8 protein-coding genes are annotated in these 14,329 nt (G+C 65.1%); all 8 read right to left on the bottom strand.

The genetic code is table 11. The features are described 5' to 3' along the window. Positions 1 to 31: 31 nt before the first annotated feature. On the bottom strand, positions 32 to 1,864 hold the full coding sequence (gene edd, locus AQZ52_RS12320) for a phosphogluconate dehydratase (protein ID WP_067911087.1): 1,833 nt from the start codon (positions 1,862 to 1,864) through the stop codon (positions 32 to 34). Continuing rightward, positions 1,864 to 2,475 (bottom strand): 6-phosphogluconolactonase, encoded by a 612-nt coding sequence (locus tag AQZ52_RS12315; protein ID WP_067912137.1) that lies wholly within the window; start codon positions 2,473 to 2,475, stop codon positions 1,864 to 1,866. Before AQZ52_RS12315 ends, edd begins: the two co-directional genes overlap by 1 nt. Beyond that, positions 2,468 to 3,916 carry a glucose-6-phosphate dehydrogenase gene (zwf, locus tag AQZ52_RS12310; protein ID WP_067911084.1) on the bottom strand — a complete coding sequence of 483 codons (1,449 nt, stop codon included), beginning with the start codon at positions 3,914 to 3,916 and terminating at the stop codon, positions 2,468 to 2,470. Before zwf ends, AQZ52_RS12315 begins: the two co-directional genes overlap by 8 nt. Before the next feature lie 136 nt (positions 3,917 to 4,052). After that, positions 4,053 to 6,131, bottom strand: a complete 2,079-nt coding sequence (locus AQZ52_RS12305) for a glycoside hydrolase family 97 protein (RefSeq protein ID WP_082698012.1) — start codon at positions 6,129 to 6,131, stop codon at positions 4,053 to 4,055. Positions 6,132 to 6,136: 5 nt separating this feature from the next. Beyond that, a complete protein-coding gene (locus AQZ52_RS12300) occupies positions 6,137 to 7,765 on the bottom strand; it encodes an alpha-amylase family glycosyl hydrolase (RefSeq protein ID WP_067911082.1) in 1,629 nt (542 codons plus the stop codon). Then, on the bottom strand, positions 7,762 to 9,609 hold the full coding sequence (locus AQZ52_RS12295; RefSeq protein WP_067911079.1) for an alpha-amylase family glycosyl hydrolase: 1,848 nt from the start codon (positions 9,607 to 9,609) through the stop codon (positions 7,762 to 7,764). The genes AQZ52_RS12300 and AQZ52_RS12295 overlap by 4 nt, the downstream gene beginning before the upstream one ends. Beyond that, a complete protein-coding gene (locus AQZ52_RS12290; RefSeq protein ID WP_067912131.1) occupies positions 9,606 to 11,111 on the bottom strand; it encodes a tryptophan halogenase family protein in 1,506 nt (501 codons plus the stop codon). The genes AQZ52_RS12295 and AQZ52_RS12290 overlap by 4 nt, the downstream gene beginning before the upstream one ends. Positions 11,112 to 11,384: 273 nt before the next feature. Beyond that, positions 11,385 to 14,186 (bottom strand): TonB-dependent receptor, encoded by a 2,802-nt coding sequence (locus tag AQZ52_RS12285; protein ID WP_067911076.1) that lies wholly within the window; start codon positions 14,184 to 14,186, stop codon positions 11,385 to 11,387. Positions 14,187 to 14,329: the final 143 nt, after the last annotated feature.

Raw genomic sequence — 14,329 nt, 5'->3', positions numbered from 1 at the left:
TCCGGCGTTTGCCGGTCCGGTTGTCCTGCGCTCAAAGCCCGCCCAAGGCCAGCATGGCCGAACCACCGCGCTCCGCGGGATCGGCAAAGTGGCGCATCATCGCGAAGAGTTCGCGGCCGACGCCCATTTCCTCAGGCGGGGCCTTAGTGGGCGTGCGCGCCGCCCATTCAACGGCATCGACCAGGGCGATCAGTTCGCCGGTTTCTGCACAGACGCGCACGATGTCGCCGTCCTGGAGCAGCGCCAGCGCGCCGCCCTTCTTCGCTTCCGGCGAGACGTGGATTGCGGCGGGCACCTTGCCCGAGGCGCCCGACATGCGGCCATCCGTGACGAGCGCGACGCGGAACCCGCGGTCTTGCAGCACGCCGAGCGAGGGGGTGAGCTTGTGCAATTCAGGCATGCCGTTGGCCGCCGGGCCCTGGAAGCGCACGACAACGACGACATCGCGTTCGAGCTCGCCAGCCTTGAAGGCCTTGATCACATCGTTCTGGTCGGAAAACACGCGGCAGGGTGCCTCGATGGTCCAGCGGGTTCGGTCGACCGCGCTCACCTTGATCGTGCCGCGACCGAGATTGCCATGAACGAGCCGCAGGCCGCCTTCGGGCTGGAAGGGCTCGGCGACGGGACGCAGCATCGCGGGGTTGAGGCTCTCGCGCGGGGCGGGGTCCCAGCGCAGCGCATCTCCGTCCAGAACCGGCTGCTGCGCACCTTCGAGCAGCGATGTGCCGTAGACGGTGCGGATATCGCCGTGGGCTACGCCAGCCTCAACCAGTTCCCGGATGACGTAGGGCATGCCGCCCGCGTCCGCGAAGCCGTTCACGTCGCCCGACCCGTTGGGATAGATGCTGGCGATCAACGGCACCGCGCGGCTGAGCTCGTCCATGTCGTCCCAGTCGATCTGCACACCGGCGGCGCGGGCAATCGCGGGGAGATGGATCACATGGTTCGTAGAGCCGCCCGTTGCCAGCAGGCCGACGATGGCGTTGACGATGGCCTTTTCATCGACGCAATGGCCCAGCGGGCGATAATCGTCGCCATCCCAGGTGATCTGCGCCACGCGATGTACGGCGGCGCGGGTCAGTTCCTGCCGCAGCTTGCTGCCGGGCTGGACGAAGCTCGCCCCCGGCATGTGAAGGCCCATCATCTCCATCATCATCTGATTGGAATTGGCGGTGCCGTAGAACGTGCAGGTGCCGGCGGAATGATAGCTTGCGCTTTCGCTCTCCAGCAGTTCCTCGCGGGTCGCCTTGCCTTCGGCATAGAGCTGCCGGATGCGCTGCTTTTCCTTGTTGGCAAGGCCGGTCGCCATCTGGCCTGCGGGCACGAGGATCGTCGGCAGGTGACCGAAACGCAGGGATCCGATCAGCAGGCCCGGCACGATCTTGTCGCAGATGCCGAGCAGGAGCGCCGCTTCGTACATGCCATGGCTGAGGCCGACAGCGGTGCCCATCGCGATAGTGTCGCGGCTGAACAGCGACAGCTCCATCGAGTCCTGCCCCTGCGTGACCCCGTCGCACATCGCCGGCACCCCGCCCGCGACTTGCGCGGTTGCGCCAACTTCGCGGGCGAAGATCTTGATCTGCTCCGGATAGCGGCCATAGGGCTGATGCGCCGAGAGCATGTCGTTGTAGGCGGTGATGACCCCGATATTGGGGCTCTTGCCGGTGCGCAGCGCGATCTTGTCCTCTCCCGCCGCGGCAAAGCCGTGCGCGAGATTGCCGCAGGAGAGCACATCGCGGTTGACCCCGGCATCACGGGCGCGGGCGATCAGGTCGAGATAGGCGGCGCGCGTCGTGGCAGAGCGCGCGATGATCCGGTCAGTGACCTTCGCAACGATGGAATTGAGGGGCAGGTCTTGGGGCATCAGGCGCTCCAGTAGATCGTGACGGGCGGTCCGTAGCCGCGCAGGAAGTCGGAGACGGGATAGGCGTCGGACCCGGCAAGAACGGTCTCGATCAGCGCCTTCTTGGACGCGCCGGTGACAACGAGGATAATCTCTCTGGTGGCCTTGAGCGCGCGCTTGTTGAGTGTGAGGCGGTCGAACGGCGCTTCGGGCGGCAGCGGGATCGGCGTGGTGGCGATCACGCTGGGACCTGGGCGGACCAGCGCCTGCATGTGCGGAAACAGCGAAGCGACGTGGCCATCCTCACCCATACCGAGCCAGACCAGATCGAAGGGCGCGACCACCGCCCCTTCTTCCAGACGCTCGAAGTCTCCTCCGGTTCCGGCAAGCGCGGCATGGAGCTTGCCGAAGTTGCTGGCGGGGTGATCGTCGGGCACGCGGCGGTCATCGGTCAGCGCGATGGTCGCACCGGTCCAGTCGAGATCCTGCTGCGCAAGCAAGGCGAAGACCTTGAGCGGAGTGGAGCCGCCGGTGAAGGCGAGCCGCTTGGCGCCAGGCTTAGCGAGCACGCGGGCGATATGCGCGGCGACAGCCGCGGCATCGCCCGGTTCGGCCCAGGTGACGTCAGTCATGCCAGCTGCGCCCATCGCGTTCGGTCAGTGCGATGCCGGCGTTGGGGCCCCAGCTACCGGCCGCATAGGGCTTCACTTCCATCGCGGTTTCCGCCCAGACGCGGCGGATGGCGTCAACCCACGTCCACTGCGCCTCCACTTCGTCGCGGCGGACGAAGAGGGTCTGCTCGCCCTCGATCAGATCGAGCAGCAGACGTTCATAGGCGATCCGGCGGCGCGCCTTGGCAAAGGCGGTGGTGAGCGAGAGATCAAGGTTCACCTCGCGCAGGACCACCCCGCCCCGATCAAGCCCAGGCTCCTTGGCCATGACCTGAAGACGCACGTATTCCTCCGGCTGGAGGCGGATGACGAGGCGGTTTGCGGCGAGCTTGCCGCCGCGCGCCCCGAAGATATTGTGCGGCACACCCTTGAACTGGACGACGATCTCGCTGCGCCGCTCGGCAAGCCGCTTGCCGTGACGGAGGTAGAACGGCACGCCCTGCCAGCGCCAGTTGTCGACATGGGCCTTGATCGCGACATATGTCTCGGTGTCCGAAGCCTCGCCGAGATCGTCGAGGTAGCCGGCCACGGCGCTCCCGCCCACGGCGCCCGTCCGGTATTGGCCGCGCACCATTTCCTCCGCGCGAACGGGGCGCAGCGCACGAAGCACCTTGACCTTCTCGTCGCGGATCGAGGTTGCGTCGAAATCGAGCGGCGGCTCCATCGCGGTGAGCGCGACGAGCTGGAGCATGTGGTTCTGCACCATGTCGCGCAGCGCGCCGGTATCATCGTAGAAGCCCTTGCGGCCTTCAAGACCGACGGTCTCGCTCACGGTGATCTGCACGTGGTCGATGCCTGCGCTATTCCACAGGGGCTCGAACATCATGTTGGCAAAGCGCAGCGCCAGCAGGTTCTGGACCGTTTCCTTGCCGAGATAGTGGTCGATGCGGAATATCTGGCGCTCGCTGAACCCCGCCGCGACGGCCTCGTTGATACGGCGGCTGGAAGCGAGATCATTGCCGAGCGGTTTTTCGAGACCGATCCGCACGCCTTCGTGGGCGAGGCCCGCAAGGCGCAGGCCTTCGATGGTCGGCTCGAACAGCGCGGGTGCGGTCGAAAGGAAGATCGAGAGGCCGCACGAGGTATCGCCGAGCTTTTCCGCAAGGCCAGCGAACCCTTCAGGCTTCGAAGCATCGAGCGTCTGGTATTCGAGGCGCTCGAGGAAGCTTGCCAGTTTGCTATCATCGCGGCGATCGGCGGGGAGGAACTCCTCCAGCGCCGCACGGGCCATCTCGCGGAATTCGGCGTCGTCGTGGACCGAGCGCGCGGTACCGACGATGCGCAGGGTGGGATCAATGAGCCCGTCCTCGTGCAGCGCATAGAGCGAAGGCAGCAGCATGCGCCGCGCCAGATCGCCGGTTGCTCCGAACAGGAGCAGGGCAGAACAGCTGGTGGCGGCCATGGACGGCATACTCCTTCTCCGGCCTGCCCTGTGCAGCGCCCAGCAGCTCCCTAGACCCGATTGGCCGGGGCTTCAGCATGCATAAGTATGCGAGTTGCCAGGGAGACGCCAGCGGCCGCGGCCGCGGCCGCGGCGGTCACTTGCCGGGATGCAGCCGGATCGCCGCGCCGCCGCCGGGGGCAAGCCAGAGCGGGATCTTGTCGCCCTTCTTCACCGTCAGCGTCGCATAGGCGATCCTGTGGCGGGCGTCGGTGGCGTAAGTCGCCCCCTCCCCGTCCTTCCACACGCTCGCGGTATAGGTCTTGCCAGCGTCCAGAAAATCCATGCCAAGCGTGAGATCGCGCGCCGTCGCGTTGTTGACGCCGCCGACATACCAGTCTTCGCTGCCCCGGTCCTTGCGCGCGAAGATCGCGAATTCCCCCACATCGCCGGCGATCAGATGGCTTTCCGACCAGTCGGCCGGCACCTGGCGGATGAACGCCAGCTCCTTGGGATGCGCGGCGAGGCTTTCGATGAAGTCCGAGGCCATCTGGATCGGCGAGTAGATCGCGAGGTAAAGCCCGAGCTGCTTGGCGAGCGTTGACGCCAGCGGCACATGGTTTGCGCCCTCAAGGCTCAGCATACCCGGCGTGAAGTCCATCGGGCCCGAAAGCATCCGAGTGTAGACCAGCGTCGGCTCGTGGTCCGGCCCGTTGGCGAACTGGCCCCACGCGTTGTATTCCATGCCGCGCGCGCCCTCGCGGTCGATCCAGTTGGGATAGGTCCGCCTGAGGCCCGTATCCTTGACCGGTTCGTGCGCATCGATGGCGACCTGATACTTGGCCGCGGTTTCGACGACCTTGAGGTGGTGCTGCACGTTGCGCTGGCCTTCGTGCCATTCCATCCGCGTCTCGCCGGGATGGTCGCCGGGGGCGACGATGCCGCCTGCGTCGGCGACATAGCCCGTCTTGACCGAATGCATGCCGAGCGCATGATAGAGCTTCATCGCTGGTTCGAGCTGGGCCTCATAGTTGGCGATGTTTCCGCCCGTCTCGTTGTGGCCGATCAGCTGGACCTTGTTCTTCGCGGCATAGGCGGCGACGGCCTTGAGGTCGAAATCGGGGACGGCTTCGGTGAAGCTGAAGTCCTGCCCGTGGCCGAACCAATCACCGTTCCAGCCCTTGTCCCAGCCTTCGACCAGCAGCCCGCCGAAGCCGTTCTTAGCGGCAAAATCGATATACTGCTTGGCCCGCGCGGTGGTCGCACCGTGGCGCTGGCCCTCGGCCCAGGTCCAGTCGCCGCGGATCATGCCCCACCAGATACCGATGTACTTCATCGGCTTGAACCACGAGACATCGCCGATCTTGTTGGGCTCGTTGAGATTGAGCTCGAGATCGTTCTCGACAAGGCCTGCCGCGCTGTCGGCAATCCGGATCGTGCGCCAGGGCGTGTTGAACGGCAGGTTGCGGATCACCGCAGAGCCACGCGAGGAAGGGGCAAGCGTTGTGCGGAACAGCTGGCGTTCGGCACGCTTGAAGTACATCGCCGAGTAATCGACCAGCGCGGCTTCATGGAACGCGAGGTGGGTGCCATCCTCAAGCCGCATGGTGATCGGCGTCTGCGCGGTGGCGACAGCATCGATCGGCGTGCGCTGGTAGATCTGTTCCTCGCGGTTCCATTCCAGCCCCGCGACCCAGAAGGCGGTACCGGGCTGGGCGACGTCGAATTCAGTCCACTCGTCGCCGATCTTCATCGTCTTGAGGCCGGCCTGCTCGGGCAGCTCGTAGCGGAAACCGAAGCCGTTATCGAACAGACGGAAACGCACGTTCATCTTGCGGCCGGCGTAGTCCGCGTTCTGTTCGAGGTGGATGAGCACCTCGTTGTGCCTGTCATGCACGAACTGGCGCTCCCCCCAGGGCTGTTCCCAGGTCGTATCGGCGTTCGTGGTCTCCGAACCGGTGATGCGGAAGCCGCGCACCATGTTGAGGCCGTCGGTCAGCGTGAAACCGAGCTTGGATGCGCCGATCAGCAGCTTGCCCTTGCGCGAGAGTGAGTAGACCGGGCGGTCGCTGCCATCGGTTGTGACAGTGAGAACGAGGCTGCCATCGGGTGAGGCGGCGGTGACAACGGCCTTCTGCGGCGCGGTCTGCGCCTGCACGGCGGCAGGAGCGATGGCCTGAGTGGTGGCAAGGGCTGCGAAAGCAAGCGCAGCCGCTGTGCGGGCGATCCGGTTCATGGTCATCATTCCTCGATCAGCAAGGCGCCGAAGGGTGGCAGGGTTCCGGGCGCCGCGCCGTTCACCACCTGCAGCACGCCGCCACTGGTAGAGGCCGCAGCGGGCCATGTCGCGTGGCGGGGCCCCATATTGATGACGCCGATAACGCTTGTCCCGGCAGCCACGCGGCGGAAGGCAAGGACATCGCTGCCCGCGTGGAGCACAGCAAAATCCCCGCTGCGCAATGCGGGATGGCTTTTGCGCAGCGCCAGAAGGTCGCGGGTCAGATGGAGCAGCGAGGCAGGATCGGCCTCCTGGCGATCCACCGCACGCGCGTGGTTTTCTTCGCCCAGCGGCAGCCAGGGCTGTCCGGTGGTGAAGCCGCCCTGCTCGCCCTGCACCTGCCAAGGCATGGGCGTACGCGCGCCATCACGCGAGAGCGTCAGCGGCCAGTTGGCGATCGCCTCAGGGTCCTGAATTTGTTCGAAGGGAATGTCGACCTGCGTGAGGCCAAGTTCCTCACCTTGGTAGACAATGATATTGCCGCGCAGCGACGCCAGCAGAATCGCCTTCATCCGCGCGAAAGCCTCGACCTCCTCCGGCGCGCACCAGCGGGAAAGCGCACGCGGGGCGTCGTGGTTCTCAAACGCCCAACTCGGCCAACCGGTGCCAGGCGTATCGAGCCATTTCGCCTGCGTAGCGGCCACCAGCTGCGGCGTCAGGCGATCCGCATAGAGAAAGTCGAAGCCATAGGCACTGTTGAGCCGATCATCACCGGCGGTGAACTCCTTCATCTCGGTCTCAGCCAGATCGCCGCCGACTTCGGCCAGCGTGAACACCGCGCCGTAGCGGTCGCACAGCGCGCGCAGGCGCTCGATGAAGCCGACGATGCCGGGGTGCGACTGGTTGTAGATCTTGAGCTGATAATCGAACGGCCGGGTGCGGCGGCGGCCATCATAGGGCGCGGGCGGATTGTTGCGCAGCGCCGGATCGTGCATCAGGAAATTGAGCGCATCAATGCGGAAACCGTCGACGCCGCGATCCAGCCAGAACTGCATGACGCCGAGCAACGCTTCCTGCACCGCCGGGTTGTGCGCGTTGATCTGGGGCTGACTGCTGAGGAAATTGTGCAGGTAATACTGGCAGCGGCGTGCATCCCACGTCCAGGCGGGACCGCCGAACACCGACTGCCAGTTCGATGGCGGCGAGCCGTCCTCCTGCGGATCTGCCCAGACATACCAGTCCGCGCGCGGGTTGTTGCGGCTCTGCCGGCTTTCCTCGAACCACGGATGAAGGTCGGAGGTATGGGCATAGACCTGGTCGATCGTGACCTTGAGGCCCAACTCATGCGCGCGCGCGACCATCATGTCGAAATCCGCGAGCGTTCCGAAAATCGGATCGACATCGCAGTAGTCCGCCACATCATAGCCGAAATCGCGCATCGGCGAAGTGAAGAACGGCGAGACCCAGATGGCATCGACACCCAGCTCCGCCACATGATCAAGCCGCGCGGTAATCCCCGGCAGATCGCCGATGCCATCGCCGTTCGAATCGCAGAAGCTGCGCGGATAGATCTGGTAGATCGCCGCCCCGCGCCACCACGGGAGTTCTTGGGCGGCGGGAACGGGGTGGGCCTTGGCGGTCGCTTTGGTCATTGGGCAATCTGGGTCCCTGGGGAGGAAGGGATAAGGCGGCACACCGCGCTGCCGAATGCGGGCAGATCGAGCATGATACTGCCGGGCGCGGAAACCTTCGCTGGGCAGGCGCCGAACAGGGTCTCGAGCCGCACGGCCGAGGTGCCGACGACGCTCGCCACATGGATCGGCGCAGCGGACGTGTTGAAGGCAATCAGATATTCCGCGCCCGTCTCGGGATCGAAGCGCGACACGCTGAACAGGCCCGGCGTTTCGGCGTAACCACGCACCACCTGCCGCCCGCGCGCGAGCGCCGGATGCGCAGCGCGCAAGGCGGCGAGATCGCGGATCAGCCTGTAGAAGGGATGCGCCGGATCGAAATGGTCCGCGCCCGCCGGGCGGGTTGCATCCAGTACCGTATTATCGAGGTAGCTCGTCGTCCGCGATGGGAACATGTCTTCGCGCGCGTCGGTGTCGTTACCATCGCCCACAAAGCCTTGCTCGTCACCATAATAGATCACTGGCGAACCGCGCAGGGTCATCAGCATGACATGGGCGAGCCGCACGCGCGCTTCGAGTTCGTCAGCAGAAATGCCGGGCCGATCATGCCGGATCAGCGTGGAGAAACGGCCCATGTCGTGGTTGCCGAGGAATGTCGGGATGGCGAGCGCTGCGGCCTCACCGCCTTCGTAGAGGACATCACCTTCGAAGAGATCGGCCAGCACGCTGGTGCCCCTGCCCTGCCCCAGTGCCGCACGGACCGAAGCCTGGAACGCGAAATCGAGCACGGCGGGATAGCCGTCGCGCCGGGTGAACTGCGCGATGTAGCCATTGCCCGGCTCCTCGCGCGCCACTTCGCCGAAGATCGTGAAGTTGGGAATGCCCCTCGCATGGGCCGTCTCCAGCATGGCAGGGATGAACGCCTGCCAGAAGCCCGGGTCGACATGCCGCGCCGTGTCGATGCGGTAGCCGTCGATGCCGAAGTCTTCGATCCATTGCCGATAGATAGCGATCATCCCCTCGCGCACCCGGGGGTGCTCGGTGAACAGATCATCCAGACCGACGAAATCACCGAAGCGGCTGCTCTCCCCGGCGAAGGTCGAGTTGCCGCGATTGTGATAGAACACCGGATTGTTGAGCCACTCGGGCACTTTGACTTGCTCTTCGCCGGCCGGGACGAAGGGCGTGTAGGCGAAGGCCGGATCGGTGAGCTTCGCGAAGTTTGCCGCCGTTGAATCCTGATCACCAGCGAAGCCGGGATTGATCGCCTGACCGCTCACCCCGCCCCGACGCGAATAGGGATAGTCTGCACGGGACCGATAGGCATAGGGCACCGCGCCGCCCTGCTCGCGGTACTGGATCACGTCCGCCGTGTGATTGGCGATGATATCCATGTAGACCTTGAGCCCGCGCGCGTGCGCTGCATCGACCAGCGCCTTGAAATCGGCATTCGTGCCGAAGTGCGGATCGACGCGGGTGAAATCGGTGATCCAGTAGCCGTGGTATCCGGCGCTTTCCTGACCGGGCGCACCCTGCACCGGCTTGTTCCTGAACACCGGACCGACCCAGACCGCAGTCGCACCAAGGCCCTTGATGTAGTCGAGCCGCTGGATCAGCCCCTTGAGGTCGCCGCCATGGTAGAAGCTCTTCGAGGCGGGATCGAAGCCGGTTTTGAGCCTGTCTCCCTCGAGACCGCCGCGATCGTTGGCAGGATCACCGTTCTCGAAGCGGTCGGGCAGGAGGAAGTAGATTACCTCGCCCGCTGCGGCGCGCGCCCGGACGGCATCCAGCGGCACATCGGCACGGGCTGGCACACTCGTCACCGCAAACACGGCCAACGCGGCGAGGCAGGCCCGGCGATTCATGCAGCAACGCCGAGATTGATGGGCGGCGCGGCGCAGTGCTGCACGATGAATTCGGCGTGGCTGGGATAGCGTTCGACCTCGCGGCGATAGAGCCCGTTCAGCGTCTCGAGGTAGGACTTGAGGTCGGCCTCGTCGATCGTCTCGGCCAGCGCATGGCTCCGCTTCGGCACGATCCCCTGTCCTGCCATGACCTGGAACCAGCCCACCTCGCTGAACAACTCGTCGCCATGGCGGAAGATATGGCCATTGGCGCGAAACAGTTCGATCCGTTCGGCGAGGCTGTCGGGCAGCGCCATTTCGCGCATGGCCTGCCAGAACGGTTCGGGCCGCTGGTTCACATGGTAGTGCAGCACGATGAAATCGCGGATGCGCTCCATCTCGAAGGTGAACTGGTGGTTATAGGCATCGCGCTCGGCCTGGGTCTGCTCCTTGCCGGGCATGAACTTGAGAATGCGCGATATGGCGGACTGGATGAGGTGGATGCTGGTCGATTCGAGCGGTTCGAGGAAGCCGCTGGAGAGGCCGACTGCGATCACGTTGCCGCGCCATGCCTCGACACGGCGACCTGTGGTGAAACGGATCGGGCGCGGGTCGGCCAACGCGGGCGCATCGAGATGCGCCAGCAGGCTCTCGGCCGCTTCCTCGTCCGACGTGAACGCGCTGCAATATACGCGGCCGTTGCCGGTGCGGTGCTGCAGCGGAATCCGCCATTGCCAGCCAGCGGTGTGGGCCGTGGCGCGGGTGTAGGGCGTAAAGTCCTCGACGCGTCCGCTGGGGACAGCCAGCGCGCGATCGCAGGGCAGCCAGTTGGTCCAGTCGACGTAGCCGCTGCCCATCGCCCCGCCGATCAGCAGACCCCGAAAGCCGGTGCAATCGATGAAGAGGTCGCCAGCGATTTCCTCGCCCGAAGCAAGGACGAGTGCGGTGATATCACCGCTCAGCGGTTCCTTGCGCACATCGGCGATCTTGCCTTCGCGCCGGATGACCCCCCGGCCTTCCGCAAACTCGCGCAGGAAGGCGGCATAGAGCCCTGCATCGAAATGAAACGCGTGCGGCATTTCCGGCACGTTGCGCGAGGTGAGCGGCGAGCCGCGATGCATCCGCCCGGCGTGCGCAGCGATATCGTTGATCGCGTAATTGCCAAGCGGCCCCGCAAGGCCAAGGCGGTGGCCGCGCGACCAGATGTGATGGAAGGCGCAGAGCCCGACATCGCGGCCGACATCGCCGAAGGCATGCATGTAGCGTTCGCCCGGGGCGCCCCACCCCACGAACTCGATGGCCAGCTTGAAGGTCGCCTGCGTGGCGCGGATGAAGGCGTCCTCGTCGATCCCGAGCGCCTGGTTGAACATGCGGATCTGGGGGATCGTCGCCTCGCCCACGCCGACGGTTCCGATCTCTTCGGATTCGACAAGCGTGACGGTGAAACCGGCATCAAGAAAATGGCCAAAAGCCGCTGCTGCCATCCAGCCTGCGGTGCCACCGCCTGCGACGACGATGCGCATGGTCCCCGGGCGCACGGGGCCTGAGGCATGGGCATGGCCGCTGGTCTCAGTGCTGCTCATCGCAGGCTCCCTGTGATCCGTGTGAAGGGGCGGTCTGGACGGTGACAAGCTGTGCCGCACTGCCACCCGAAAGGATGGCCGGCTGACAGGGTTCGGCGCGGCTGTCCCAGGCGCGCGCAGCCTGCCGAGACATCTTCGAAAGTTCAGGCATGGGCGGAAGGTACCGGGCGGATGGACTTGCAGCAAGCCATCCGCCCGAACCCCGCATAGCTATTAGAACTTGTAGCTGACAGCGACATAGAAATCGCGGCCATAGCGCTGGTAGTCGATCACCTGGCGCGGATCGTTGTTCTGGTAGGTGATAAACGGACGATCGGTGAGGTTGCGCGCCTGGAACAGGATCGAGAGGCCTTCCAGCGCCGAGCCGGGCTGGAAGTCATATCCGATCTGTGCGTCGAGGATGCCTTCGGCCTTCGCCGTGCGGTAGGTCGGGTTTGCCGACAGACCGGCGACTTCCGCCAGGAACTTCGAACGGTAGCGATACGAAGCGCGCAGCTGGAGGCCGTGCTTTTCGTAGTAGAGCGAGGCGTTGCCCACCCAGTCGGAAAGACCCGGAAGCGTGATCGGATTGGCCGGATCGCTGTTCAGCGTGATCTTGCTGTCGGTGTACGAACCACTGCCATAGAAGCCGAAGCCATCAAGCGAGGGCGAGACCAGCGAGAACGGCAGCGAGAGCGTGAACTCCGCGCCCTTGAGCGAGCCATCGCCATCGTTGAGCGGCTGCGAGACGACGCCGACGGTGGTCTTGAGCTTGCTGCGGATATCCGCCGGCAACGAGGCCGCAACCGACGCGAAGTCGAAAGGCAGGTTGCGCGACGGGTTCACGAAGTCGGTGAGCTTCTTGTAGTAGCCTGCCAGCGAGACATAGCCGCCCTTGGGGAAGTAGTGCTCCACCGAGAGATCGACGTTTGCCGAGCGGTAGGGGCGCAGCAGAGGGTTGCCACCGTTCGACTTGAAGAACGGCCGGGTCGGGTCGTTGGCTTCGATGTTGGTGAAGTCGAAGTTCAGCTCCTGGTTGACGCGCTCCTGATCAAGGCGCGGGCGCACCATGCTGAGCGAGCCGGCCAGCTTCACGTAAGTGGCAGGCGCCACTTCGAGGCCGAAGTTGGCGCTCGGCAGAACCCGCCAGAACTTGTCGCCCGCCTTGGCGGGAACGACCAGCACGTTGCCGGTTGCGGAATCGAAGTTCGAGATCGAACCGTTCGAGCTCTGGTCGGTGTGGACCGCCTGCACGCCGATCGAGCCGGTGAGCTTCTTGCCGCCCACGTCGCCGTCGAGCTTGAGCATCGCATAGGCCGTCCAGACCTTCTCGGTGATGGTGTTGTCACGCACCAGCGAGACCGGGCGGTTGTCGAACACCGAGGCCAGCGCGTTGTTGACGAGGTAGGTCGGATCGAGCGCCAGCATCTGCGGCACGCCGAGGTAGGCAAGCGGAACCTTGCCGATCACCGCAGCGTCGGGGATCGACACGAACTTGGGCGTGCCGCTGTCGACCGAGCAGTTGCTGCCGGCGCCCTTCGGGCACAGGAAGAACGAGGTGAACGCCGAGGTCTTCTTGCGGCGGCTGTAGTTGGTACCAACCTGCCAGCCCGCGATCGGGCCGGCACCTTCGATGGCACCGTCTAGGTCGGCGCGCAGCGAAAGCAGGTCGTCCTTGAACTTCGGACGGTTGAGGAATCCCGCCTGCACGACGGCCTTGGTGCCGTTGTAGCCCCACCCGCGCGGATCGGTCAGGCCGAAGACCTTGCTGTCAGCATAGTTGAGCGTCGGCACGATATCGAAAGTGCCGTTCGGGTTGGCCGAGATCTTGATCGTGTCCGAGGGACCGGTCGCGCCGTAGCCGGTGCCGCTGTAGGTCTCGAGCAGGTCATCGGTGCGCTTGGCGGTGCTGTAGGCCGCGTCGACGTTCAGGTTGATCTTGTCGCTGAGCTTGATCTGGTTGTTCCAGCCCACCGAGAAATTGTCGGCCTCACGGCGATTGCGGTCGTTGCGCTGCACGGCGTGGATGCCAGTGAGCGTCGCCTCGGTCACGAGGCCGCCATCGACCTTGTAGCCCGGCTGGACGGTTGCGCCCGAACCCCAATCCGGCGCGATCGGGAATTCGATACCGCGCAGGATCTGGGTTTCCTTGAAGTGCGAGTAGAGCACGTCGAGGGTCGAGTGGAAATTGTCGCTCGGCTGATACTCCAGCGTGGCGACCGCGCCATAGCGCTGCAGCTTGTTCGACTGGACGTAGGGCTTGGCACCACCAAGGAGAAGCGCGCCGCCGGTCGAACCGCTGTTCGGGAAGCCCCACGCGTTGTAGCGCTCGTTCTGCGAAGGCGCGTCGGTCGCGGAAACGCCGATGGCGATGCCGAAGGTGTCGTCAGCGAACTTGTCTACGTAGGCGGCCGAGGCGCGGTAGCCATAGCGGCTGCCATCCGGGTTGAGCTTGTTCATCCCGTTCATCTGGCCGCGCAGCTGCAGCGAGACGATGCGGTTCTTCTGCGCCAGCGGGCGCAGCATACGCAAATCGACGGTGCCAGAGATACCGGCGGCGACCAGCGACGGGGTCGGGGCCTTGTAGACGACAACGTTCTTGAAGAATTCGGCCGGGTACTGGTCGTACTCGACGCCGCGGTTGTCACCGACGGTGACCTGCTCGCGGCCATTGAGCAGCGTGGTACCGAAATCGGGGCCGAGGCCGCGGATCGACAGGCGCTGGTCGCGGCCTTCGAGACGCTGCGAGGTGACGCCGGGAAGACGTGCAAGCGAGTCCGCGATCGAGACGTCGGGCAGCTTGCCGATGTCTTCGGCCGAAAGCGCTTCGACGATGGTCGGCGCGCCGCGCTTGATCGAAGCCGAGGCATTGAGCGAGGCGCGGTAGCCGGTAACGACGATGGCGCCATCATCGGCGGCGGGCGCTTCCGCAGCGGCCTGCGGGGCAGCTTCCTGCGCGAAGGCCGGTGCGGCAAGTGCGGCAGCGGTCAGCGCGATCGCCGAACTGCCAAAGGCAAAAAGAGTGTGCTTAGCCATGGAAATCAGATCTCCCCCATGCGGCCGGATCGTGGCCTCAACGTTGTCGGAACGCGGTTTTCCCGGTTCCAGTACGGGGCGCTGGGTAGAACCGGTATGGACAGACACGAATATGGCATACGTATACCATCGCGTTTCCGAGG

This window comes from Novosphingobium fuchskuhlense (genome assembly GCF_001519075.1).
Lineage (GTDB): Bacteria > Pseudomonadota > Alphaproteobacteria > Sphingomonadales > Sphingomonadaceae > Novosphingobium > Novosphingobium fuchskuhlense.
Note: the sequence above shows the minus strand (reverse complement) of the source record. Positions and strands in the feature narration are given on the sequence as shown.